The sequence below is a fragment of the Rhizobium anhuiense bv. trifolii genome (assembly GCF_024346605.1).
GTDB classification, from domain to species: Bacteria; Pseudomonadota; Alphaproteobacteria; order Rhizobiales; family Rhizobiaceae; genus Rhizobium; species Rhizobium anhuiense.
In genome coordinates this window covers 903650-926323 of sequence record NZ_CP098803.1, presented here as the reverse complement: position 1 = coordinate 926323, position 22674 = coordinate 903650, and the positions used below count along the sequence as shown (strand labels likewise).

The 22674-nt window shown below is 61.2% G+C and carries 22 protein-coding genes, 2 tRNA genes and 1 pseudogene; 8 read left to right on the top strand and 17 right to left on the bottom strand.

Annotated features, from left to right (window positions below; genetic code table 11):
* Window positions 1-209 precede the first annotated feature (209 nt).
* A complete protein-coding gene (locus NE851_RS13140) occupies window positions 210-1298 on the bottom strand; it encodes a hypothetical protein (protein WP_183908745.1) in 1089 nt (362 codons plus the stop codon).
* A 595-nt stretch (window positions 1299-1893) separates the two neighbouring features.
* On the opposite strand from NE851_RS13140, the gene NE851_RS13135 reads away from it, so the two are divergent.
* The 4 genes and pseudogenes from NE851_RS13135 to NE851_RS13120 all read left to right on the top strand — a co-directional run.
* Window positions 1894-2469 (top strand): hypothetical protein, encoded by a 576-nt coding sequence (locus NE851_RS13135; protein WP_028756841.1) that lies wholly within the window; start codon window positions 1894-1896, stop codon window positions 2467-2469.
* A 103-nt stretch (window positions 2470-2572) separates the two neighbouring features.
* On the top strand, window positions 2573-4288 hold the full coding sequence (locus NE851_RS13130) for a type I secretion system permease/ATPase (RefSeq protein ID WP_183908743.1): 1716 nt from the start codon (window positions 2573-2575) through the stop codon (window positions 4286-4288).
* A 12-nt stretch (window positions 4289-4300) separates the two neighbouring features.
* Window positions 4301-5746 carry an HlyD family type I secretion periplasmic adaptor subunit gene (locus NE851_RS13125; protein WP_097544505.1) on the top strand — a complete coding sequence of 482 codons (1446 nt, stop codon included), beginning with the start codon at window positions 4301-4303 and terminating at the stop codon, window positions 5744-5746.
* A 7-nt stretch (window positions 5747-5753) separates the two neighbouring features.
* Window positions 5754-6011 (top strand): annotated as a pseudogene (locus NE851_RS13120) (transposase); the annotation flags it as partial.
* A 44-nt stretch (window positions 6012-6055) separates the two neighbouring features.
* Here the strand turns inward: NE851_RS13120 and NE851_RS13115 are convergent.
* The 12 genes from NE851_RS13115 to NE851_RS13060 all read right to left on the bottom strand — a co-directional run bounded on the left by NE851_RS13115 (window position 6056) and on the right by NE851_RS13060 (window position 15271).
* A complete protein-coding gene (locus NE851_RS13115) occupies window positions 6056-6898 on the bottom strand; it encodes a DUF6030 family protein (RefSeq protein ID WP_183908874.1) in 843 nt (280 codons plus the stop codon).
* A 564-nt stretch (window positions 6899-7462) separates the two neighbouring features.
* Window positions 7463-8392 carry a sugar ABC transporter substrate-binding protein gene (locus NE851_RS13110; protein ID WP_028756155.1) on the bottom strand — a complete coding sequence of 310 codons (930 nt, stop codon included), beginning with the start codon at window positions 8390-8392 and terminating at the stop codon, window positions 7463-7465.
* Window positions 8393-9152: 760 nt separating this feature from the next.
* A tRNA-Phe gene (locus NE851_RS13105) sits at window positions 9153-9228 on the bottom strand.
* Window positions 9229-9509: 281 nt separating this feature from the next.
* On the bottom strand, window positions 9510-9722 hold the full coding sequence (gene yacG, locus NE851_RS13100; protein WP_028757470.1) for a DNA gyrase inhibitor YacG: 213 nt from the start codon (window positions 9720-9722) through the stop codon (window positions 9510-9512).
* Between the two features lie 32 nt (window positions 9723-9754).
* A complete protein-coding gene (locus NE851_RS13095) occupies window positions 9755-10375 on the bottom strand; it encodes a Maf-like protein (RefSeq protein WP_028757471.1) in 621 nt (206 codons plus the stop codon).
* A 55-nt stretch (window positions 10376-10430) separates the two neighbouring features.
* Window positions 10431-10649 (bottom strand): translation initiation factor IF-1, encoded by a 219-nt coding sequence (gene infA / locus NE851_RS13090; RefSeq protein WP_003545338.1) that lies wholly within the window; start codon window positions 10647-10649, stop codon window positions 10431-10433.
* Between the two features lie 123 nt (window positions 10650-10772).
* Entirely contained in the window at window positions 10773-11258 is a 486-nt protein-coding gene (locus tag NE851_RS13085) for an arsenate-mycothiol transferase ArsC (protein WP_028757472.1), read from the bottom strand.
* Window positions 11255-11728 (bottom strand): UPF0262 family protein, encoded by a 474-nt coding sequence (locus NE851_RS13080; RefSeq protein ID WP_097544977.1) that lies wholly within the window; start codon window positions 11726-11728, stop codon window positions 11255-11257. Before NE851_RS13080 ends, NE851_RS13085 begins: the two co-directional genes overlap by 4 nt.
* A 4-nt stretch (window positions 11729-11732) precedes the next feature.
* The gene (gene hisD, locus NE851_RS13075; protein WP_097544976.1) at window positions 11733-13031 is read right to left on the bottom strand and encodes a histidinol dehydrogenase; all 1299 of its coding nucleotides are present in this window, start codon (window positions 13029-13031) and stop codon (window positions 11733-11735) included.
* A 118-nt stretch (window positions 13032-13149) separates the two neighbouring features.
* Complete coding sequence (locus NE851_RS13070) at window positions 13150-13581, bottom strand: DUF2948 family protein (protein WP_028757475.1); 432 nt, start codon at window positions 13579-13581, stop codon at window positions 13150-13152.
* Window positions 13582-13676: 95 nt separating this feature from the next.
* Window positions 13677-14969, bottom strand: coding sequence for a UDP-N-acetylglucosamine 1-carboxyvinyltransferase (murA, locus tag NE851_RS13065; protein ID WP_028757476.1), 1293 nt, complete (start codon window positions 14967-14969; stop codon window positions 13677-13679).
* Window positions 14970-15076: 107 nt separating this feature from the next.
* Window positions 15077-15271: a hypothetical protein gene (locus tag NE851_RS13060; protein ID WP_097544972.1), complete on the bottom strand. Its 195-nt coding sequence runs from the start codon at window positions 15269-15271 to the stop codon at window positions 15077-15079.
* Window positions 15272-15427: 156 nt separating this feature from the next.
* On the opposite strand from NE851_RS13060, the gene NE851_RS13055 reads away from it, so the two are divergent.
* Together NE851_RS13055 and NE851_RS13050 are read left to right on the top strand one after the other, a co-directional pair.
* Window positions 15428-15502: transfer RNA gene (locus NE851_RS13055), tRNA-Thr, on the top strand.
* A gap of 314 nt (window positions 15503-15816) precedes the next feature.
* Window positions 15817-16059 (top strand): DUF982 domain-containing protein, encoded by a 243-nt coding sequence (locus NE851_RS13050; protein ID WP_011650393.1) that lies wholly within the window; start codon window positions 15817-15819, stop codon window positions 16057-16059.
* Window positions 16060-16352: 293 nt separating this feature from the next.
* Here NE851_RS13050 and NE851_RS13045 read toward each other — a convergent pair whose 3' ends face one another.
* Both NE851_RS13045 and NE851_RS13040 read right to left on the bottom strand, forming a co-directional pair.
* Window positions 16353-16613 carry a hypothetical protein gene (locus tag NE851_RS13045; protein WP_028756825.1) on the bottom strand — a complete coding sequence of 87 codons (261 nt, stop codon included), beginning with the start codon at window positions 16611-16613 and terminating at the stop codon, window positions 16353-16355.
* A 94-nt stretch (window positions 16614-16707) separates the two neighbouring features.
* Window positions 16708-16968, bottom strand: a complete 261-nt coding sequence (locus NE851_RS13040) for a BON domain-containing protein (protein WP_183908502.1) — start codon at window positions 16966-16968, stop codon at window positions 16708-16710.
* 135 nt (window positions 16969-17103) lie between these two features.
* Between NE851_RS13040 and NE851_RS13035 the strand changes: the two genes are divergently transcribed.
* Window positions 17104-17370 carry a hypothetical protein gene (locus tag NE851_RS13035; RefSeq protein ID WP_409527192.1) on the top strand — a complete coding sequence of 89 codons (267 nt, stop codon included), beginning with the start codon at window positions 17104-17106 and terminating at the stop codon, window positions 17368-17370.
* Between the two features lie 105 nt (window positions 17371-17475).
* A complete protein-coding gene (locus NE851_RS13030; RefSeq protein ID WP_097594912.1) occupies window positions 17476-19536 on the top strand; it encodes an ATP-dependent helicase in 2061 nt (686 codons plus the stop codon).
* Window positions 19537-19548: 12 nt separating this feature from the next.
* Here NE851_RS13030 and NE851_RS13025 read toward each other — a convergent pair whose 3' ends face one another.
* On the bottom strand, window positions 19549-20601 hold the full coding sequence (locus NE851_RS13025) for an enoyl-CoA hydratase/isomerase family protein (RefSeq protein WP_097594913.1): 1053 nt from the start codon (window positions 20599-20601) through the stop codon (window positions 19549-19551).
* Between the two features lie 85 nt (window positions 20602-20686).
* A complete protein-coding gene (locus NE851_RS13020) occupies window positions 20687-22648 on the bottom strand; it encodes a putative bifunctional diguanylate cyclase/phosphodiesterase (protein WP_047616995.1) in 1962 nt (653 codons plus the stop codon).
* Window positions 22649-22674 lie beyond the last annotated feature (26 nt).

Below are 22674 nucleotides of genomic sequence, written 5' to 3'. Positions count from 1 at the left end.
CCTGATGAGGCGTGAATACCCGTTGTCTCACGCAGGCAGCACTGCGCCGACGCTCCCAGATGCCGGGCGGCGGTCACGGCCTCTGGCGGCCGAAATCGGCGACAATACGGATGAGGTCGTGGTGAAATGTTCGGCATTGCGCGAGCCCGTCGGCACGAAAGCGGTTTCGTGCAGTCGAGCCTCCGCAATGCAAGCGCGGAGTCTATCCGCTAGCTATGCATGAAGCTCAGAATGTCGTCGACGAGAGCCGAATGGGCGTCCGTGAGATTACCCTCTCCGCCGTGGCCCGCGATGCCCGCCAACTGAAGCGCTTGCTGATCATAGAGAACATGATCGATCTGTTGGGCGTCCGCCGTCCCGCCAGCGGGAACGGCAATGTTGATGGGATGGAAATAGGCGAAATTGACGTCTACCATGCTGCCGGTTGACGATCCGGTCCCGCCACCGCCCCCCGCATGGTTGCCGGTGAAAATCGTATCCGACGACATGTTGAAGCCACCGCCATTGCCGCCGATGCCGGCGATCTGCACAGTGCCCTGATCGAAAATTGCATTGTTTGTCTGATGAGCGACCGCCGAGCCGCCCGCGGCGCCGACGGCGATGTTGATCGGTGAGAATATGGCCACGCTTACGTCGACCATGCTGCCGATAAAATATCCATCGCCGCCGTGGCCCGCATAATTGTCGCCGGTCAATGTGAGCGACGTTCCCGGGCTCAGCGACGCACCGTGGCCCGCGGCGTTGTGGTCTCCGCCCGAGCCGCCGATGCCGCCCATCTGGGTTGCGCCCTGCAGAAACAATGCATTGTTCGATTGCTCAGCGTGAGCCTCCGCGCCGGGGCCAGCAGCCACGGCCGTATTCACCGGCGCAAACACTGCGACTTCGGTGCTGACCAGTCCACCGTAGAAGAGGCCATTGCCGCCGGTGCCGGCATGATTGCCGCCGTCGCCGCTGCCGATGGCAACATTGCCGCTTCCGCCATTCCCGCCGATCCCGGCCATTTCGGTAGGATGCTGATTGATAAGCGCATCATTGCCCTGGAAAGCGTCGGCGCCCGAATGAGGCCCGGCCATCGCGGCATTCGACGGCATGAAGACGGCCAAGGCGTTGCTGCTGATCACGCCTTCGCTTATCCCGTCACCACCGCTGCCGGCAGAATTATAGCTCGGATTGGAAGCGACCTCCAATGGAAGCCAGGTCGGCACCAGTGCCAGATGCCCCGCGGCCACATTAGGGGCGAGGTTTTGATCGGTGCCCGCCTTGGGCAAGTCTTCCGATAAGGAACGAGTTTCCGCCATTACCGTCTCCATTTCCGGTCAACCGCACGGCCACCGAGCGTGCGACGCTATGCAGCCTGAATTGTTCAGGCATTGTGCATCTGAACGCAACAAAAGCAGAGCCTGCAATTCGTCTACATCCCGTCGGCTAGTTCTATAGCCATTTGGCTGTCAGGGCCGCAGTGCTCCTTGTGCGAGTCTGCGAGCACTCAACGCCCGTTTGGGTTAGAGGCCCCCATCTTCCGCCCCGTTCTCGCGGCGGGTCATGACAGTTTTTCAGCTCCAAGCGGGGCCTCCGCCAGGCGCGGCCTGATCAGCCCCGGGGATGCAGCCGGTTCGCTTGGGCGGCCGTTGCTTCGAAAAACGGCATCGCTTCGACGAGGCCGCAGAAATGATCCTGCCCATACCAGCCGGGGTCAAATCACTAGGTACTAATCCAAATAACGCTCCATCACCTTCAAGTATACATCCGAAGGAATGCCGCCGAATATCTAGGTAGTTCGTAGATTAAATCGCAGGCAATATTCGTCCGCGGTTGTATTGGCTAGCGGTGACATGCTGGATACCCACGCCGTAAAAGTAACATGGACGAAACGAAGTAGAAGGAGTGACATCAATGCCTATTCCACAAATATCCGACACGATTCAACTCAATAACCCGGATGCTGGTGACGCGAAAGCCGGCAACGGCGGTGATGGCCACAACGATGGGAACATCAACTACAACCCAGTTGCATATGTAGACCCCGTGCAAAAGGTCTACGGGGCAACGACCGATCTGCACAACGGCGATCACGTTTGGCAGAAGGCAAGTTGGGACGCCGGCCATGGTGGAGACGGTGGCTTTGCTCAGGCCAAGAACGGCTTCCTGGCGGCGGTCACGAACAGCGGCGACGGCGGCGCGGGGGGAGATTCCAACTCCAACGGCAGCCAAGGGAACTCGAGCGGCGGCGACACGGCTGCGGTGGCTGCAGCTACGACCGCGACACAATATACGCAGCTTGTGGCCGATCAGCATGCCACCATCCTCGCAGGCGTCGGCGGCAACGGCGGCAACGGAAACAACGCTCTGGGCGGCGATATCTCGTCAGCTCTGGTGCACACGGATCCCGAGACGACGACGGTGAACAATTCTCTCGATCACTTCATAAACGCCTTCGGCCATATCGACGTCGACCATCTCGGCTCATGAACTCAGACTCTGAGGGTCGCCGGTTTCGGCTGGCGACCCTCCTGAATTGCTGAACCAGCACGCAGTCTTTTCTCGTCAGTATCAAATGCAGCGAGATCTGGTAATGACAACGATTTCCATCAAGCCACCGCGCCCGCCGACACAGCTTGTTGTCGCGCTCAGGGCCTGTGCCGGAGCCTTCGGGTTGGTCTTCCTCTATAGCTGCGGCTACAATCTCTTTCTTCTGGCGCCGTCCATCTATCTCCTGCAGATCTATGACAGGGTCCTGTCGAGCCGAAGCGCTGACACGCTCCTGATGCTGACGATGATCATCGCCGTCGCTGTGCTGGTCGGGTCGACGCTCGATATCGTGCGCAGGGCTGCGCTTTCGCGCCTCGGCAGCTGGCTGGATCACAGGCTACGGCCCATGGTGTTGACCGCATCGTTCGAATATGCCGCTCGCGCCGATACGGGAGCTGCTACGGAATGCTACAGGGACCTGGCCGCCCTACGCCAGTTCCTCGATTCACCGGCCAGCTCGCTGCTTTTTGACGTTCCCTGGGCGCCGTTATTCCTGCTCCTGCTCTTTCTTGTTCATCCGCTGCTTGGGACCATCGGTCTTCTGAGCGCAGTTGCACTTCTGCTGTTTGCGTTCATGACGGAACTGGCGACGCGGGAGCCGCTTGCCCACGCCAATCTTGCCCTTTCGAGGAGTTATCTGCGATTTGCGACCGCCCTCAAAAACATCGAGGTGATCCGGGCAATGGGCATGCAGGATGGCGCGGCGCTGATCGTCTATCGCGATGCAGAAATGGCAAGACGGGCGCAGGACATCGCGATGCATCGCACCGAGATCATTCTTGGTTTCTCCAAATCGATCCGCACACTCGCGCAGATCCTGATGATGGGATCCGCGACATGGCTGGTGCTCGCAAACGACGGCAGTCCCGGGATCATCTTCGTTGCGAGCCTGCTGCTCGGGCGCGGGCTCGCACCAATCGAGGGCGCAATAGGTGCTTGGCGCTCCTTTACGTTTGCGCGCAATGCCTTCAATCGCTTGAACAGAATGCTGATAGCAGTTGCATCGGACGGCGATGCCCGAATGGTGTCGCGACCGGAACCCAATGGCCTCGTTCTCGATAATGTCAGCTATTTCAAGCCATTCGCCAATCGGCCGATACTGACGGATATCACATTGCGGCTGGCGCCAGGCGATTGCATAGCGCTCATCGGTCCGTCGGGATCGGGAAAATCGACACTTGGCCGCATCATGGCAGGCGTTGTGCAAGCAACGAGCGGATGTGCCCTTCTCGGCGGGGTCGATATCTCGGCTCTGCGCCTTTGCGGCGGGACCTGCCATGTCGGATACCTGCCGCAGGACATCGAACTCTTCGGCGGAGCAATCAAGGATGTGATCGGCCGGCTGGACGGAGGAGACCCCGGCAAAGCGATCGACGCCGCAAAGCTCGTTGGGTTGCACGAAGCGATCATGCGACTGCCGCAGGGCTACGAGACCGATATCGGTGAAGGTGGAAACCTGCTCCTTCGGGCTCAGCGCCAACAGCTGGGACTGGCACGGGCTGCCTATGGAAATCCGTCTCTTATCGTTCTCGACGATCCGAATTCGAGCCTGGATTATGACGGCGAACGCATGCTCTTTGCGGCAATCGAGCGCATGAGATCCAGGGGGATGATCGTCGTTATCATAACGCACCGGATGGGGATCCTGCCGGTCACCAACAAGATTGCCATCATGCGCAACGGGACGGTGACTGCCTTCGGCGACAGTGAGCGGATTTACGAAACCTATCTTCAACCACCGTCTCGAACAGGAACATAGGGAAACGCTGCCATGGCCCTTGTTCAACTGGAGACAACGCCGGCGAGATTTTCAAATTCGTCGAGGACGGGTCGGGAGCTGGTCGAACGACCGACAGCGACAGCCAAGCAACAGTCGGCCTATTGGCCGGTGATCGAGTCGAAACAGCGCGGACCCGCCGCCCCTTCTCCCATGCCGCGGCTCAGAGGCGTTGTCTGGACGGGGAACCTGTTGATCCTGACCTTCATCGTCGGATTGGGAATCTGGTCGGTTCTGGCGCCGCTGAAAAGCGCTGCAATTGCTTCGGGCGTTGTCGAACCGGAATCCAGCCGCAAGACCATTCAGCATCTAGAAGGTGGAATTGTCCGACGGATCCTCGTTAAAAACGGCGATGCGGTCACGGCCGGGCAGATCGTCATAGAACTCGACGATACGAAGTCTCGCTCGGAGCGCGACAGCGTTCAAGGGCAACTTTGGGACGCCGAAGGAAGCCGTGCCCGCCTGCTTGCGGAGCAGACAGGCGGCGACCATGTCGCCTATCCTGAGGATCTCAGGGCAGCAATGGACAAATATCCTTCGGTCAGCGCCATTCTGATCGGGCAACAGAAAATCTTCGACGCCCGTCGCCGGGTCATGCAGGCGGAAATTCAGATCACAAATGAAAAAATCGCGCAGGTGCGGCAGGAAATCGTCGGGCTTGGCGCGCAGAAGGCAGCACTGGCCGACAGAGCCGCAATCTCGAGCCAAGAACTGGATCAGGTTACGGTCCTCACCGCCAAAGGACTGGAAAGACGGAGCAGGCTTCTCAACCTCCAGCGGGAAAAAGCAGACCTTGATGGCCAGCACGGTGCAGTAGAGGCGCAGATCTCTCGCGCCTATCAGGCGATCAGCGGCTCGCAGGCCGATCTCGCAAAACTTGAGAGCGACCGGTTGAGCGAAGTCGCCCAGGGCATGCGCAACACGGAAAGCCAGATCATGCAGCTGCGCGAGCGCTTGCGGGCGATCGACGACCAACTGTCAAGGACCGATATTCGTGCTCCCGACGATGGGACAATCATGAACCTGCGCATCCACACATCAGGTGGCGTGATCGGCGCGGGTGAACCGCTCGTCGATCTTCTGCCACGCACCGATCGCCTTGTCGTGTCTGCCCACGTCAGACCGGAAGACATCAATCTCGTCCGTCCGGGGCTCGAGGCACAGGTCCACCTCCTTCCCTACAATCAGCGGCGCGTTCCACTGCTGAAAGGTCGGGTCGAGTACGTATCAGCGGATCGTCTCACCGACCCGCAGAGCGGCCAGCCCTACTTTGCCGCGACTATCCGTGTAACGGACGAGCGGTTGGCAAAAATGAGTAATGTCGAACTGGTCGCGGGCATGCCCGCACAGACACTGATCGAAACAGGCGAAAGCAGCGTGGCGCTCTATGCCGTCAGACCACTCCTCGACAGTTTCAACAGAGCATTTCGCGAGGACTGAGACCGTGATGGGCAAGAGAAAATTCGACGACGACCAGATTACGGGTATTCTGAAGGAGCACCAAGCCGGGGTGACGGTGGCGGATGTTTGCCACAAGCACGGTATCAGCGAGCCGACCTTCTATCGGTGGCAATCCTTGCAGTACGGAAATGTCGGTCTCTATGCCAAAAGGCTGAGAGCACTGGAGGAGGAAAACCAGAAGCTCAAGAAGCTTTTGGCCGAATCCATGCTCTCGGCGGCAACGCTGAGCGAGATGCTGGCGAAGACCTCGAAGGGGCGAAACTAAGGTCACGATGGACTTGTGGATGTTCAGCCACAGTTCCAGATTGATCTTGAATTGTGGCCGCTACTCACTCCGTCATTGAGCGCAAGTGGCGGCTGTGGATGTGACGATGCCGTCGATGAGGATAAAGTTTGCGGAATGCGGGGTTTTGTCGTGGCCAGCCAGCTGTCTGCCGAAAAATACGCCTTGGTCCTCACCTGCGAACTTGACGTCGCCTTAAGGCCAAGAATGAAATTGAAGCTATTTTCGCTGCCGGCTTCGCGCGTAAAGCTGAGATAGGCGCCGAATTGTTCGTATTCGACATTGCGAAGGCTTTGGATCGACGCAAGCGCATCTTCGAAATCACGCCAGCAGGCCTGCTTCACAATGATCTCGAAAATGCGCAGGACAGCCGGAGCGAGACGCCCCTGGGCATCTGTCTGCGGCCCGACGATCTTGGCGCGGATCTCAACAATATCGCCCCTTTCATTTCCCCGAACCCTAACGAAGGTCGAACTGAGCGGTCGCACCTCGTCCCGTTCGTGGATGCGCTGAAAATAACATTCATAGCTGCGATTGCGCATCGATGCGGCTTTCCATTCGCTCATTTCGATGCCGGCCTCTCGAAGAGCGCCGCAGATATTTGGCCCCGCGAAGCGCCACGTCCGCAGAAACTGACTTGCCAGCTCCGGTTTCGGAACCTCGATCAGCTTCAGCGATATAGACGTCGGCGGAAGAGGAGAAGGAGCCGCCGTATCAGGGCGGACTGATATGCGTGATGATCGGGCGGCCTTATCGAGCGCTTGATACTCAAAGCGACCAGCCGGATCTTCGACGTGACGGATTTCATGGTAAAAAACAGCGATGCCGACAAGAAACAAAACGGGCATCAAAAGCGCCGACCAAAGCAGCCAGCGGCGGTTGCTCCGTAAGAGGAACCTCCAGTGCCGCGGCTGGCTGTCGCGAGGAGGACCAACTGCCGACGACACTTTATCCACGGCGATCCCCCGCAAGCTTACGACCAGCGGCGTCGGTCGGCGCGTGGCCAAACGGCCGCTGCGGCTAGTCTCTTCCGAGGCGAGCAACGATGTGAAAGCGGGCACGGTCGACTCACCTTCGACGCTGCGATTCTGATGCCGACTGTATAAATCGTCAAGCAGGAACCTCGGGGCCGCGATTTTCGGGGCGATGCGCTAGTAACGCGCGGACCCACATATGTCGAAAACAAGGTTCCGTCGAGCAACCTAGCTTAGCTATATTTGCCGACAATGGTGGCCTCTGTCGCGGCGCGCAAAGCGTCTTCGACAAAGGTTCACTCCTTGACGTTTCGCCCCTGCCTCTTCTTTACGGGCACGAGGTCGGGATGCCGGACAGTCTCATCCTCAATCAGCCACGGGACTTTGCGCACTCAAAAAAAGATGCGGGCAAGGCCCGCATCCTGCTTGGCATTCGCCTCAGTTCTTGGTGACGAAGTCCTTGACGTTCTCAGGCGTGACGAGCTGGAAGGGAATATAGACCTTCTTGTCGACCTTTTCGCCCTTGGCAAGCTTGAGCGCCGCGTCGAGCGAGCCCTTGCCCTGGCCGGCGGCATCCTGGAACACGGTGACGTCAAGATCACCCGCCTGCATGGCGGCAAGCGCGTCCTGGGTGGCGTCGACGCCGCCGACGACGACCTTGGTCATATCCTTGCCGGCTGCCTTCAGCGCCTGGATGGCGCCGATCGCCATTTCGTCATTGTTGGAGATGACGGCGTCGAATTCGATGCCGCTGGAGAGCCAGTTGGTCATCAGGTCGGCGCCCTGGGTGCGGTCCCAGTTGGCCGTCTGCTCTTCGACGATCTCCAGCCCCTTGCATTCATCCGTCTTGATGACGTCATGAATGTCCTGGGTGCGCATGCGCGCAGCCTGATTGGAGAGCTCGCCCATGATCACCACGGCCTTGCCCTTGCCGCCGAGAATGCGGCAGATTTCCTTGGTTTCCAGCGTGCCGGATTCCTGCTCGTTGGAGGCGACGAAAGCCTGCTTCTCCGGCAGCGTGTCGACATTGACCGGCTGACGGTTGACGTAAACCAGCGGAATGCCGGCATCGGCCGCAAGCTTCGACATCGCCGTCGTCGCATCGGTATCGACAGGGTTGACGATGATCGCATCGACCTTGGAGGCGATGAAATTCTGGATCTGGCTCTGCTGCTTGGACACGTCGTTCTGTGCGTCTTCGACCTGCAGCGTCACACCGCTGAGTGTCTTTGCATAATCGGTCATGCCGTTGCGCAGAACTGTCAGGAAATTATCGTCGAACTTCGCCATCGAGACGCCGACGGTTTCTGCGTGAGCCGCCGTCGACATGACGAGCGCCATCGCAGTGCCCAGGATAAACTTTTTCATTTCACTTCCTCCACAAAGCGGTGCCCGGCTGCACCCTCCTCACGCCGGAGCTCCAGCGCCCTGGCCAAAAAGAGGCGTCAGGGTGCCAGCAAAAAAGGTCGAAAATCATCGTAAAGCTGTCGCGGCGATCTCGACGCTGGCAATTTGCCTGTCGTTCCCCGCTGCACTGCCTCGCACGAAATGCATGCTTTTTCAGTGCCTTATTTGATGACTTAAGTCCGCGAACTTCATAGACGGCGTCAATGCCGAGCTACTTTCACCTGATCTCCTCCCAGTTTTCGCGCGATCACGAGGCGACGTCACGAAGTTCGGCAAGCTTCTATTGATTTCGTTTTGCGGTCCATTCATCGTTGCTTGCAAACCCTCTCATTCCTGAAAGAATCGCCGCGGCGATGAGAGAACTCCATCACCGGCGCAACAGCGGACGCGCTACGTCGGCGAAATCGGGTGGCGCCGGTGGCGTTCAACCGCGCCGTGCTGGCTGATCGAGGAGGGCATCACGGCAGACGCCCTTTTGCGCTCTCCGCAGGTGCAGCAGAGTCGATCGAGACAGGCGAACCTGTCTCAAGAAAGCGCAAGTCAACTGATGCGAGCTATTGGCTACTGGCGACAGCCACCTGAGACGGGCCGGCAAAAGGTGGAGAATGACATGCAGAAGGCTGAGAAAGGTGGAAAAGACGGACGCACATATGGGCTAAGCCATTAAAATCTCGCCGCTATTCCGAGACCAAACATATGAGACTGGCTTTAAGAGACTGAATGGTGCCCAGGACCGGAATCGAACCAGTGACACGCGGATTTTCAATCCGCTGCTCTACCAACTGAGCTACCTGGGCTAACCTGCTTCCGATGGCCCCTTTCAGGAAAAGAACCGCGGGGCCTTGGTTCGCCCCGGAAGCGAGCGGGGTTATAGCATCTTGTTCGGCCATGGCAAGCGTCAAATGACTCTTTTTTGACGGTCTTGCCGGCTTTGCGGATTCATGAGGAAATATAAGAGCTTCGCGGGTGCAGTGCTCTAAAGCGCGTCGCAATCCTTCAGACTGCTCCTCGCGCTTTGACCTTTATTTCTATGCATGTCGTTCTCCCAAAACCGCTGCGCACTTTTGGGCGACATGCATTAGTTTTCCTCATCGGGATAATCGGCCTTGGCCTCATCGTCGGCAACCGGGATGGCATAGGCGCCGGTCAGCCAGCGGGAGAGATCGGCCTCGCGGCAGCGGTTGGAGCAGAAGGGGTAGTGTTCGCGGTGGGAAGGTTTGCCGCATTCGGGGCAAGGGCGCGCTTTGCGCAGCGGTTCGACCTTGGCGGCCGCTTTCTTGTCTTCAGGCATATCGGTCTGTCCTATAGGATCGGCCGTCGGGCTCAGCCCTCGGGCCACCGGCTATGCACATCGAAGCCTTCGCCGGTCAAAAGCAGAATGGTTTCATAAAGCGGCAGGCCGACGACATTGGTGTAGGAGCCCACCATCTTCTGTACGAAGGTGCCGGCGAGGCCCTGAATGCCGTAGGCGCCTGCCTTGCCGCGCCACTGGCCGGAGGCCAGATAGTTCTCGATCTCAAAGCCGGAGAGCCGCTTGAAGCGGACCTTGGTCTCGACGATCTTCTGGCGGATCTTGCGATCCGGGGTCACCAGGCAAACGCCGGTGTAGACCATATGGTTGCGCCCCGACAGCAGATGCAGCGAGCTCAACGCCTCGTCGGCGAACTCGGCTTTGCCGAGAATGCGCCGGCCGACGGCGACCACCGTATCAGCAGACAGGATATAGCTGCCCTTCCAGGTGATATCGCCCTTGATGGCGGCAAGGGCGGCTTCGGCTTTCTCAGCCGAAAGCCGGCGGGCCAGCGAACGCGGATGCTCCGACTTCTTCGGCGCCTCGTCGATATCCATCGGCATCAGGCGCGAAGGCTCAATGCCGGCCTGGTTGAGCAGGTCAACGCGACGGGGCGAACCCGAGGCCAGAATGAGCTTGTATTTCAGCGTCATGGAACCTCGACCATCGGCAGACGGGAGAAAAACCCTTGCAGGGCCTTGGGCAAGCTTACTTGAAACGGTAGGTGATGCGGCCCTTGGTCAGATCGTAGGGCGTCATTTCCACCAGCACCTTGTCGCCGGCGAGAACGCGGATGCGGTTCTTGCGCATGCGGCCTGCGGTATGGGCGATGATCTCGTGTTCGTTTTCGAGCTTCACGCGGAACGTCGCATTCGGCAGAAGTTCGGTGACGATTCCCGGGAATTCGAGGACTTCTTCTTTAGGCATATAAGTGTTTTCTTCCTGTGGGTTGAATAGGCAGCGCAGGGCGCGCCTTGAAAATTTGGGCGGAAACTACACAATCAACGATGGTTTGTGAACCTTGTTGATCAGGCTTTCCTTTATTTGTTTTCATGCCGATTGCGCGGCGATGCCATTTCGCTTGAGTAGCCGGCTTTCTATGAGGCCGGCCAGGTGATCGCGAACCTCGCGGTAGCTTGTCAGAATCTGCTCGCGCGTTCCGCTTGCAACCGTGGGATCCATCGTCGGCCAGTAGACGACATCGATCGCATTCGACCGGGTCAACTCGAGCGCCGCGTGATGGGCCTGCGGCGACAGGGTGATGATCAGATCGAAATAATCGTCCTCGAGCTCTTCCAGCGTCTGCGGCTGGCGGCGGCCGAGGGAAAGCCCGATCTCCTCCAGCACCGCATCCACGAAGGGATCGCGCTCGCCGGCGCGAACGCCGGCCGATCGTATATAGGTATTGGCCGGCAGAATGCTACGGGCGATCGCTTCGGCCATCGGCGAGCGGATGGCATTCATCCCGCACATGAAGAGGATGGCACCCGGCCGCTTTCCCTCGTCGATGTCGGCGGCACGATCCATTGCCGTCATCCGCGCCAGTAGAGCACGCAGACCAGCGTGAAAAGGCGCCGGGCGGTGTCGAAATCGATCTCTATCTTGCCGGCCAGCCTGTCCTTCAGCGTCTGCGAACCTTCATTGTGGATGCCGCGCCGGCCCATGTCGATCGCCTCGATGCGGCTCGGCGTCGCCGAACGGATCGCTTCGTAATAGCTCTCGCAGATCATGAAGTAATCCTTGACGATCCGCCGGAAAGGGGTGAGCGACAGGATATGGGTGGCGACGCCGCCGCCCTCTTCGGTGGTGATGGCGAAGACCAGCTTCGAATCGACCAGCGAGATGTTCAGCCGGTAAGGCCCGCCGGCATGGCCGAGCGGCTCGAAGCTGTTTTCCTCGATCAGGTCGAAGATGGCGACAGCGCGTTCATGCTCGACATCAGGCGTCGAACGGCCGATCGTATCGTCAAGGACGACGTCGCAAAGCCGGAATTCGCCCTTCGCCATGCCCTCACCTTTCGAGGTTGAGGCGGATCGCGACCGACCGCGCATGGGCATCGAGGCCTTCGGAAACCGCAAGCGCGATCGCCGCCGGGCCGAGGCTGCGCAGCTGCTGCGGGCCGAGGCGCAGGATCGAGGTGCGCTTGACGAAATCGAGCACCGAAAGACCGGACGAGAAGCGCGCCGAACGCGCCGTCGGCAGCACATGGTTCGAACCGCCGACATAATCGCCGATCACTTCCGGCGTATGGGCGCCGATGAAGATCGCGCCGGCATTGCGGATGCCATCGAGCAGCCGGTCCGGATCGGCGACGGCGAGCTCCAGATGCTCGGCGGCGATACGGTTGGCCAGCGGAATGGAATCCTTCAGATCGGCAACCAGGATGACCGCGCCGAAATCGCGCCAGCTCGCCGCAGCCGTCTCGGCGCGGTTCAGCGTCTTCAGCTGGCGTTCGACCGCCTGTTCCACCGCCTTGCCGAACGCGGCATCGTCGGTGATCAGGATCGCCTGGGCGCTGACGTCGTGTTCGGCCTGTGCCAGGAGGTCGGCGGCAATCCAATCCGGATTGTTGTCCTTATCGGCAATGACCAGCACCTCGGAGGGGCCGGCGATCATATCGATGCCGACGGTGCCGAAGACATGGCGCTTGGCGGCGGCGACATAGGCATTGCCGGGGCCGGTGATCTTGGCGACCGGGGCGATCGTCTCGGTGCCATAGGCAAGAGCCGCGATCGCCTGGGCGCCGCCGACACGATAAATCTCGGTGACGCCGACGAGCTTGGCGGCGGCAAGCACCGCCGGATTGACGGCGCCGCCGGTGGCGGGAACGGCGATGACGATGCGATCGACGCCGGCGACCTTGGCCGGCACGGCGTTCATCAGCACCGAACTCGGATAACTCGCCGTGCCGCCCGGGACATAGAGCCCGACCGCTTCGATCGCCGTCCAGCGCGAGCCGAGGCCGACGCCCATGTCGTCCTCGTAGATATCGTCCTTCGGCAGCTGCCGGCGATGATGGGATTCGATGCGCAGTGCCGCAAGCTTCAGCGCGCCCAGCACTTCCGAAGGCACCGCCTCGACGGCGGCGTCGATCTCCTCTGGTGTGACGCGCATCGGCACGGTGGCGAAATCGATGCCGTCGAATTTCAGCGAATATTCGGCGAGCGCCACGTCGCCGCGGGCTCTGACATCATCGATGATGGCGCGAACGACGGTGTTCACATCCTCGGAGATTTCACGCTTCGTCGTCAGAAAGGCGGCAAAATGTTGCTCGAAACCTTCCGATGCCTGATCCAGCCAGATTGCCAAGGCCGATATTCCCTCTCAACTCGAAACTGCGATATTCAAACTTCAGGCGTCAAGCACTGAAGCTCTTTTTCTGCATGCCGCTATCCCGGAACCGCTGCACACTTCCGGGCGACATGCACTAGCGGTGACGCGGCTTGGAAGAGGCCTCCCAGGCGCCGCCGATATCGGCCATCTGGACCTCGATGCATTCGACATCGAGCGCGATCGAGGCCGTGCCGGACAGCGACAGCTCGACGGTGCCATCCGGCCCCTCGCCTTTCGGTTCGAAGCGCAGCGCCAGCAGTGACAGCACCTCGTCGCGTTTGCCACGATCGATGCCGAGCGACCGGACGGCCAGCACACGCTTGAAGACCAGGGCGGCACGGCGGCGCTCGAAACCCCGGCGCTTGCGCTCGGCACCTTCCCAGACGAAACGATTGACGGCAAGGGCGAACTGCGCGTCGCGCGGCGACCAGTCGATGTCTCCGACCTTGAAGACACTGTCCTGCATATGCGCGGAAACGACCGCAAGGTCCTCGTCATCGAGCGCAATAAGCTTCAGGTCGGTCATTCAGCCTCATCCCCCGCGGGCACCGCCGGAATGGCGATGCGTCAGAAGGGAAATAAGATGCCGCAGCGGATTACGCAACCGGGATAAGGGCGCGTTTACTCGCTGATGCGCTCGACGATGGCGCCGCAGCGGGTCAGTTTCTCCTCGAGCCGCTCGAAACCGCGATCGAGGTGGTAGACGCGCGACACCGTGGTTTCGCCCTCGGCGGCAAGGCCGGCGATGACGAGCGAAACCGAGGCACGCAGGTCGGTCGCCATGACGGGCGCGCCGCGCAGGCGCTGGACACCTTCGATCTTCGCCGTCTGGCCGGAGAGCGAAATCCTGGCGCCGAGGCGGGCAAGCTCCTGCACATGCATGAAGCGGTTTTCGAAGATGGTCTCGGTGACGTGCGAGACGCCGGAAGAACGCGTCATCAGCGCCATGAACTGCGCCTGCAGATCGGTGGGGAAGCCGGGGAAGGGATCGGTGACGATATCGACCGGCTTGATGCCGGCGCCGTTGCGCTTGATGCGCATGCCGTTGTTGGTCGACGAGATCTCCGCGCCGGCCCGGCGCAGCGTTTCCACCGCGGTCTCGAGCAGCGCCACATCGGTATTTTCGAGCACGACGTCGCCGCCGGTCATGGCGACGGCCATGGCATAGGTGCCGGTCTCGATGCGGTCCGGCAACACGCGGTGACGGGCGCCGGAGAGCGAGGTGACGCCTTCGATGGTGATCGTCGCAGTCCCCGCGCCCGTGATCTTGGCGCCCATGGCGTTCAGGCAGTTGGCGAGATCGGCCACTTCGGGCTCGCGGGCGGCATTGCCGATAACCGTCGTGCCGCGGGCAAGCGTTGCCGCCATCATCATCACATGGGTGGCGCCGACGGAGACCTTCGGGAAGGTGTAGCGCGCGCCGATCAGGCCGCCGGCCGGTGCCTTGGCGTTGATATAACCGGCATCGATGTCCATCGTCGCGCCGAGCGCCGTCAGACCCTCGATGAAGAGATCGACGGGGCGGGTGCCGATGGCGCAGCCGCCCGGCAGCGAGACGCGGCAATGGCCTTCGCGCGCGAGCAGCGGGCCGATGACCCAGAAGGAGGCGCGCATCTTCGAGACCAGCTCATAAGAGGCTGTCGTATCGACGATGGTGCGGCAGGTGAAATGGATCGTACGGGCGTAGGAATCTTCCTGGCGCTCGCGGCGGCCGTTGACGGCGACATCGACGCCATGATTGCCGAGGATGCGCATCAAGAGTTCGACATCGGCCAGATGCGGCACGTTTTCGAGCGTCAGCGTATCGCTGGTCAGAAGCGAGGCGATCATCAGCGGCAGTGCGGCATTCTTGGCGCCGGAAATCGGAATGATGCCATTCAGCTCATTACCGCCGACGATTCTGATACGATCCATGTGCGCTTACGGGCAGCGCCCGCCTTTCCTGAAAGTTCTGCCTTGGAATAAGGAGTGGAGTGTTTAGGGGATTTCTGACGACGCTTCAATTTGTCCGGGACGGAACATTACGATTCGTCCATTTTTGCGGCGGGCAGTCCATTTGTTTCGTCGGCCTGGCCCGAACGGCGGGCGCGCACCTGCTGTTTGCGTCGCCCCAGATTTTCCCTGAGCTTTTCAGCGGCGCGCTCGCGACGCAGTTTCGCCTGTGCCTCGATTGCCTCTTTGCGGCTCTGCTGGCCGGTTTCGGTCTTGTCGTTCATGCCAAAAGGATTAGCCGAATTCGCGCCGATCCAAAAGGCCCTTGCATGGCAATCCACGCGAAGTTGGAATTTGCTGCTTGCGCTTGCCGTCAAGCTGTGGCAATAGCCGCCCCGTTCCCGCGATTGAGCCACCCGGCTCGCACGGGTACTGGTCCTGCTGCCGTAGCTCAGTGGTAGAGCACACCCTTGGTAAGGGTGAGGTCGGTGGTTCAATCCCACTCGGCAGCACCAGTTTTCTTTCAGTATTAGGAATCATTTTGCTCACTCGGTGAGGCCGGCCCCTCATCCGACTGCCGCCACCTTCTCCCCGTAAACGGGGCGAAGGGACCCGGCCGCACGCTCTCCGTTTCACCAACCTCTCGCAGGGCAGCCATCTGACGAGAGCCGGGAAGGCCATGCAGGCTGACATTTCGTCTCATCAGCAATAATCGATTCACCATTGTTGACCGCAAAAATCGCGCTAGAATGCCTATCATGGCGGAGTCTCCCGGAGGAACTGGGAGATACTGCACGTCGTTTCTGTCGACAATCGTGGAGGAGTATCGATGGCAACTGAAAGATGGAACAGCCCGGTCAAGGTCGGTTTCGAAGGTGCCGATGCGCGAACGGTCAATGGTCCGTTCGATGCGCTGAAGTGCCTGGCGGATCTCTGGCCGAGTATGCGCGGGCTTCGTTACATCAAGGCCCGCAGCGCCTGCCGGGCAGCGCTCGACGGGCGCAAGAGCGTGGAAGAAGCAAGAGCCGAGTTCCTGGCGGCGGCCGAAGAGGCGAAGCTGAAGCTGCATTGAACTGGCGCATAATCCTTTCCGAAAATCGATTCAGATTTTCGGGGTTATGCGCTGGACTTCGGTCGGGATTTCCAGGTCACTTCAGGTCGTTCGTAAACGGAACGTGCCGGAACGGAACAATGTTTTAATTTTGCTTAACCCTGCATCGAACTCGCGCCGGGTTTTGGTGCAACAGGCGTTGCGCCTGGTACAGGTGTCTTCATAGAAGATACCCAGCCATCATGATGATGGTTAGAGGCTCGTACCCTCTGCGGAGACGCAGGCGAGCCTCGTCCGAGCAAGTCCTCATGTTTTCAGCAGTCCGCGCCGCCCTCGTCCTCGACCTCGACATAACCGACGCCGATGATCGTACCGTCCGCCGCGCGGATGAAGGAGGGGAGATAGTGGGGCTCTACCGGCTGGCAGGCGACGGCCCCGGTATATTCGTTGAGGGCGATCTGGTCCTTCGGCAGAGCGGAATAATTCGTGCCGGTTTCCAGCGAGGCATGGGCGGAGCCGGCAAGGACACCGCCTGTTATCAAGGTCATTGCAGAGATGCGAAGAAGCGACTGCATGAGGGTCTCCAGCGTTTGGGTCCGGCCTTTCAACCCGCGGGAGGGCATTTTGGTTCCCTTCATGCGTCGCAAGACATGAGGGCGCGCGGGCCGGCTAGCGTCGCAGCAGGCGACCGCGCACATAACCTCGCCCGACGATGCTCTCGGCAATCTCGACGGCCCGCTCGACATCACCGCGCCGGCGCACGAAACCTTCCAGGACGACATAGGCGCCCGATATGCTGACGATGATGTCCGCCGCTTCGATATCGCCGGCCGCATGAAGGGCGCTTTCCACCGAAGCGCGCGTCGCCGCATCGCTGTGGCCCTGCCGGCCGGACTGCTCATGGTCAGTGAATGCTGGAAATCCGAGCACCGTGGCCGTCTCCTGATGTTGGTAGATATCGGTTAACGCCGCGGCGAGGCATTTCGTTGCGGCCGGGTGGACAGCCCTTGGCGAAAGACGCGGCGATTTCCATATCTGGCTGCAGTCGAAAGAGGGATGAAGACGATGAAAGCGCTTCTATCAGCCTTGTTAACCGCGGCCTTGCTTGCCGGCTGCTCCTCGGTCGATAGCCCGGCGCTGGAGCCCATTCCGGGCAGCATTACCTATGGCGGCCAGCCGCGAACGAAGCTCACCAAGTCGCCGGTCGGCAGCGCCGTCTACAACCAGTTCTACAACGAGACGGGCCAGCGCGTGGAGGAAACCTATATTCTTCAGCCGGACCGCAGCCTGAAACTGGTGCGGCGTGTCGTCGGTCCGGATTTCCCCGACTGAGGCTGCCGTCACGCCACAACGCTTGACAGCGAGGGCAATCGCGAACATTCAAGGAACATCTAATCTTTCCCCAGTGATTCTGCGGGAGCCCGACCGGACGGCTGGATGTACCTCGAAAAGCTCAATCCGCAGCAGCGCATGGCCGTCGAGCACGGCACGCTCACCGACGGCAGCCATATTGCCGGGCCGCTGCTGGTCATTGCCGGCGCCGGCTCCGGCAAGACGAATACGCTGGCGCATCGGGTCGCCCATCTGATCGTCAAGGGCGCCGATCCCCGCCGCATCCTGCTGATGACCTTCTCGCGCCGGGCAGCCGCCGAGATGGCGCGGCGCGTCGAGCGCATCTGCCGCGATGTGCTTGGTGCCAATGCCGGCGTCATGGCCGACGCGCTTTCCTGGTCGGGCACCTTCCACGGCATCGGCGCGCGGCTGTTGCGCGATTACGCCCAGCAGATCGGCCTCGATCCGGATTTCACCATCCACGACCGCGAAGATAGTGCCGACCTGATGAACCTCATCCGGCACGACCTCGGCTTCTCCAAGACGGAAAGCCGCTTTCCCACGAAGGGCACCTGTCTTGCCATCTATTCCCGAGCGGTGAATTCGGAAACCGCGCTCGATCTCGTGCTGCGCGACGCCTTTCCCTGGTGCGCGGCGTGGGACAAACAGCTGCGCGAACTTTTCGCCTGTTACGTCGAGTCCAAGCAGAGCCAGAACGTGCTCGACTACGACGACCTGCTGCTCTACTGGGCGCAGATGGTCGGCGAGACTGTCATTGCCGAGGATATCGGCGATCGTTTCGACCATGTGCTCGTCGACGAATATCAGGACACCAACCGGCTGCAGGCCTCGATCCTCATGGCGCTGAAGCCCGGCGGCCAGGGGTTGACCGTCGTCGGCGACGATGCGCAGTCGATCTATTCCTTCCGTGCCGCGACGGTGCGCAATATCCTCGATTTTCCCGCCGCCTTCAGCCCGGCCGCCGATATCGTCACGCTCGACCGCAACTACCGCTCGACGCAGCCGATCCTTGCGGCCGCCAACGCCGTCATCGATCTTGCCTCGGAGCGCTTTACCAAGAATCTCTGGACCGAGCGGCAATCGTCCGAGCGGCCGCGCCTGGTGACGGTGCGCGACGAGGCCGAGCAGGCGCGCTACGTTGCCGATATGGTGCTCGACAACCGCGAAGAAGGTCTCAAGCTCAAGCAGCAGGCCGTGCTGTTCCGCGCCTCGCATCACAGCGGGCCGCTTGAGGTCGAGTTGACCCGGCGCAACATTCCCTTCGTCAAGTTCGGAGGGCTGAAATTTCTCGACAGCGCGCATGTCAAGGACATGCTGGCTGCGCTGCGCTTCGCCCAGAACCCGCGCGACCGGGTGGCGGGCTTCCGGCTGATGCAGATCCTGCCGGGCGTCGGGCCATCGACGGCGCAGAAGGCGCTCGACCTGATGGCCGAGGATGCCAGCCCGTTATCCGCGCTTGCCGCCATGCCGGCCCCGCCGCGCTCCGGCGAGGACTGGACTGATTTCGTTTCGATGCTGCAGGAGCTGAAGACCGGCAAGGCCGGCTGGCCGGCGGAAATCGGCTTGGCGCGGCAATGGTACGTGCCGCATCTGGAACGGCTGCACGAGGACGCCGCGACGCGGCAGGCCGATCTGCTGCAGCTCGAGCAGATCGCCGGCGGTTATGCCTCGCGCGAGCGTTTCCTCACCGAACTCACCCTCGACCCGCCGGATGCGACCAGCGACCAGGCGGGCGTGCCGCTCCTCGACGACGACTACCTCATCCTGTCCACAATCCATTCCGCCAAGGGCCAGGAATGGACGCGGGTCTTCATGCTGAACGTCGTCGACGGCTGCATTCCGAGCGATCTCGCCGTCGGCGCCAGCGCCGAAATCGAGGAGGAGCGCCGGCTGCTCTATGTGGCGATGACGCGCGCCCGGGATGGCCTCGACCTCGTCGTGCCGCAACGCTTCTTCACCTATGGGCAGAATTCGCAGGGCGACCGGCATGTCTATGCCTCACGCAGCCGCTTCATTCCCGCGACACTGCTGCAGTTCTTCGAGGCCTGCAGCTGGCCGCAGGTGAAATCGCAGACCGCCGCTCAAGCGCAGGCGCGGCAGGTGCGCATCGATGTCGGCGCCCGCATGCGCGGCATGTGGCGATAGGCCCAGGACAGTTCAGAGCGAAAGCGGCGGCTCGGCCGGTTTCAGGAAATGCTCGATTGTTGCGACCTGCACGGCCTCGACTGACGCGGGCGACCATTTCGGATTGCGGTCCTTGTCGATGACGGCGGCGCGGATGCCCTCGAAGAAGTCCGGATTATCCAGCATCTGCAGGCAGGCGCCGAGTTCGCGGCCGAGGCATTCGGCGAGCGAGGCGCTGCCACGACCGGCCCTGAGCAGCCGCAAAGCGAGCTTCAGGCTGGTCGGTGACCGCGTCAGCAGCACCCGACGCGTCTCGGCGGCGAAGTCGCCCTCCTCTCCGGCAAGTGCGGCCAGGATCTCCTCGACGCTGTTGAAACGGAAGGCGCGATCGATCGTCTCCGCGTTCTGCCTGAGCCGGCTTTCTCCCGGAGACTCGGAAAGCGCCTGCAAGACGGCATCGACATCGCCGGACGAACTGCCGCGCGGCAGGGTCGACAGAGCATCGATCACCGCGCCGAGCCGCGACGAGGCGATCTGCAGGTCGGCGAGGCGGGCATGGATGGCATCGGCGGCACCGATATCGAGGCCGGTCAGGCCGAGCCATGTTCCGGCTTCGCCGGGGCTACGCGGCAGCAGCCAGGTGGCGCCGACATCGGGGACATAGCCGATGCCGGTTTCGGGCATGGCAAGCCGCGTGCGCTCGGTAACGATGCGGTGGCGGCCGTGCGACGACAGGCCGACGCCGCCGCCCATGGTGATGCCGTCCATCAGCGCGACATAGGGTTTGGGGTAGGAGGCGATCAGATGGTTGAGGCGGAATTCCTCGCGCCAGAAGCTTGCCGCCAGGCCATCGCCGGCGCGGGCGCTCTCATGCAGGGCGCGGATATCGCCGCCGGCGCAGAAGCCGCGTTCGCCCTCGCCCATGGCCACGACGCTTGCCACCTCGGAATCCCCGGCAAAAGCGTGCAACGCCTCGGTGATCGCGCGGATCATCGGCAGCGTCAGGCTGTTCAGTGCCCGCGGCCGGTTGAGCCGGATCACGCCTGCGGTGCCCCGCCGTTCAATGATGACTTCGCCGTCCTGCATGGTTCACCTCCTCGGTTACGACCATGAATAAACGACGATCCAGCTTCGCTCCAGTCGCTTTGCGACCGGTCGCGGATTTGATTGTTCAGGCAGACAGTGAATTGCGGGCGGAGGCCGCGGCATCGCACCTTGCGGCGTAGTCGATGGCAAGTTCCAGCGGCAGCGGCCGCGAGAAATGATAGCCCTGCGCCAGGCGAACGCCCATCGCCTTCAACCCTTCGGCGATCTCTTCGCTTTCGACGCCTTCGGCGACGGAGGCAATGCCGAGGTTCTGGCAGAGATTGGCGACCGAGCGGGTGATGTTCATGCAACGAGCGTCGCGATCGAAATTCATCACGAAGGCCTTGTCGATCTTCAGCTTGTCGAAGCCGAGACGGTGGATATGGCTGAGGCTCGAATAGCCGGTGCCGAAATCGTCGAGCGCGATCGAGATGCCGGCGGCGCGCAGCATCGTGATCACCTGATCGGCGGTGTCGAAATCGGAGAGCAGTGCGGTCTCGGTGATCTCGAATTCGATGCGCTTCGGATCGATGCCGGAGCGAGTGATCATGGCAAGCAGCGCCATCGAGGTCTCGTGGTCGCAGATATCGCGCGCCGAGAGATTGAAGGACAGCCTGAGATGCCTGGGAATGATCGCCAGCGCTTCGAGCGCCTTGGCGAAGAGGATGCGGGTCATGCGGCCGATGACCGCTGTGCGCTCGGCAGCGGGAATGAAGGCTTCCGGACTGATGCGGCCGAAGCGGGCACTGTCCCAGCGGGCGAGCGCCTCGTAGCCGACGACGCGGCCGCTCCTCAATTCGACGATCGGCTGATAGTCCAGTTTCAATTCCTTGGCGAAGTCGTTCGCCTGCAGTTCGAGTTCGATCAGGTGGCGCTGCGTCAGGATCTTCTCGTGGTCGGGCGAGAAGAATTCGACGCCGCTGCTGCGCTTGCTCTTGACCTGGTAAAGAGCGAAGTCCGCTTTCTCGTAGAGATCCTCGGCCGTGTACTCGCCGATATCGGGATAGACGATGCCGCAGGAACCGAAGACGCGGACCGAGCCGTCGGGGATTTCGTAAGGTTCGCGGACGGCGGCGCAGAGCGCCTGGCCGAGATCGGCGATCGCCTGGCGCGTCATTGAACAGGGGAAGATGATGCCGAACTCATCGCCGCCGAGACGGGAGACGATGCCCTCTTCGCCGACCAGCGCGACGAAGCGGCGGGCCGTCTCCTTGAGCACGAGATCGCCCGCAGCATGGCCGAAGACGTCATTGACGGGCTTGAAGCCGTCGAGATCGAGAATGCCGAGGACGGGCGGCGCGGACGGGTCCTTCTGCAGCCGTTTCTCCAGCGAGAGAAAGAAGCTGCGGCGGTTGGCAAGGCCGGTCAGCTGGTCATGCAGCGCGTTGCGGCTGTTGACGAGGTTCAGTTCCTCGGCCTCCGCCTGCTTCTGCTTCAGCTCCTCGGTCAATTGCACGAGGCCGACGAAATTCTGGAAATAGCTGTTGATCACCCTGAGGAAGGGCAAGATCAGGAACAGGCCGCTGACGGCGGTGGCGACGAAAACGGGATTGCCCGAGAACATGAAGGTCGCAATCATGGCCGAGAAGGTGATCACCGTGGTCAGTGCCGCCGCCATCGGCAGGTGCATCAGGCAAAAGATGCAGGAGATGCCGGTGACGACGAGGAAATAGGCGATCTGGCCCTGCTGGGAGGCGTCGCCATATTGATAAAGCGCGATCGCCCAACCGCCGAAGGCGAAAGTCAGGACGCCGGCCCCGACCATTGTCACCTTCATCAGCTTATAGGCCCGTTCGGCGGTGACGTTTTCCTTGCCCCGGATCTCCCACCAGCAGAGACGGAAGACGCAGAGGACACTCAAGCCGACCGGAATGTAGAGCGAAAGCCAGAGGGGTGCGGATTTGAGGTGAGTGATCGCCACCGCAAGGGCGTTGATGATCAGGAGGACGTAGAGAATGGGGATCTGTGACGACAGGGCCCGAAACTGCGCCGTCAGAAGCGTCGGATTGTCCTTTTGCAGTTGCAATGCGGCCAGAAATTTCTTCATCTTCTCTTTTCCGTTGGCCCGAGCCA

Excerpts from the sequence above, each read along its gene's own strand:
- NE851_RS13140 (WP_183908745.1), bottom strand. The coding sequence starts at position 1,298 with ATGGCGGAAACTCGTTCCTTATCGGAAGACTTGCCCAAGGCGGGCACC.
- NE851_RS13135 (WP_028756841.1), top strand. The coding sequence starts at position 1,894 with ATGCCTATTCCACAAATATCCGACACGATTCAACTCAATAACCCGGAT.
- NE851_RS13130 (WP_183908743.1), top strand. The coding sequence starts at position 2,573 with ATGACAACGATTTCCATCAAGCCACCGCGCCCGCCGACACAGCTTGTT.
- NE851_RS13125 (WP_097544505.1), top strand. The coding sequence starts at position 4,301 with ATGGCCCTTGTTCAACTGGAGACAACGCCGGCGAGATTTTCAAATTCG.
- NE851_RS13115 (WP_183908874.1), bottom strand. The coding sequence starts at position 6,898 with ATGCCCGTTTTGTTTCTTGTCGGCATCGCTGTTTTTTACCATGAAATC.
- NE851_RS13110 (WP_028756155.1), bottom strand. The coding sequence starts at position 8,392 with ATGAAAAAGTTTATCCTGGGCACTGCGATGGCGCTCGTCATGTCGACG.
- yacG (WP_028757470.1), bottom strand. The coding sequence starts at position 9,722 with ATGCCTGAAGACAAGAAAGCGGCCGCCAAGGTCGAACCGCTGCGCAAA.
- NE851_RS13095 (WP_028757471.1), bottom strand. The coding sequence starts at position 10,375 with ATGACGCTGAAATACAAGCTCATTCTGGCCTCGGGTTCGCCCCGTCGC.
- infA (WP_003545338.1), bottom strand. The coding sequence starts at position 10,649 with ATGCCTAAAGAAGAAGTCCTCGAATTCCCGGGAATCGTCACCGAACTT.
- NE851_RS13085 (WP_028757472.1), bottom strand. The coding sequence starts at position 11,258 with ATGACGGCAATGGATCGTGCCGCCGACATCGACGAGGGAAAGCGGCCG.
- NE851_RS13080 (WP_097544977.1), bottom strand. The coding sequence starts at position 11,728 with ATGGCGAAGGGCGAATTCCGGCTTTGCGACGTCGTCCTTGACGATACG.
- NE851_RS13070 (WP_028757475.1), bottom strand. The coding sequence starts at position 13,581 with ATGACCGACCTGAAGCTTATTGCGCTCGATGACGAGGACCTTGCGGTC.
- murA (WP_028757476.1), bottom strand. The coding sequence starts at position 14,969 with ATGGATCGTATCAGAATCGTCGGCGGTAATGAGCTGAATGGCATCATT.
- NE851_RS13060 (WP_097544972.1), bottom strand. The coding sequence starts at position 15,271 with ATGAACGACAAGACCGAAACCGGCCAGCAGAGCCGCAAAGAGGCAATC.
- NE851_RS13050 (WP_011650393.1), top strand. The coding sequence starts at position 15,817 with ATGGCAACTGAAAGATGGAACAGCCCGGTCAAGGTCGGTTTCGAAGGT.
- NE851_RS13045 (WP_028756825.1), bottom strand. The coding sequence starts at position 16,613 with ATGCAGTCGCTTCTTCGCATCTCTGCAATGACCTTGATAACAGGCGGT.
- NE851_RS13035 (WP_409527192.1), top strand. The coding sequence starts at position 17,104 with ATGAAAGCGCTTCTATCAGCCTTGTTAACCGCGGCCTTGCTTGCCGGC.
- NE851_RS13030 (WP_097594912.1), top strand. The coding sequence starts at position 17,476 with ATGTACCTCGAAAAGCTCAATCCGCAGCAGCGCATGGCCGTCGAGCAC.
- NE851_RS13025 (WP_097594913.1), bottom strand. The coding sequence starts at position 20,601 with ATGCAGGACGGCGAAGTCATCATTGAACGGCGGGGCACCGCAGGCGTG.
- NE851_RS13020 (WP_047616995.1), bottom strand. The coding sequence starts at position 22,648 with ATGAAGAAATTTCTGGCCGCATTGCAACTGCAAAAGGACAATCCGACG.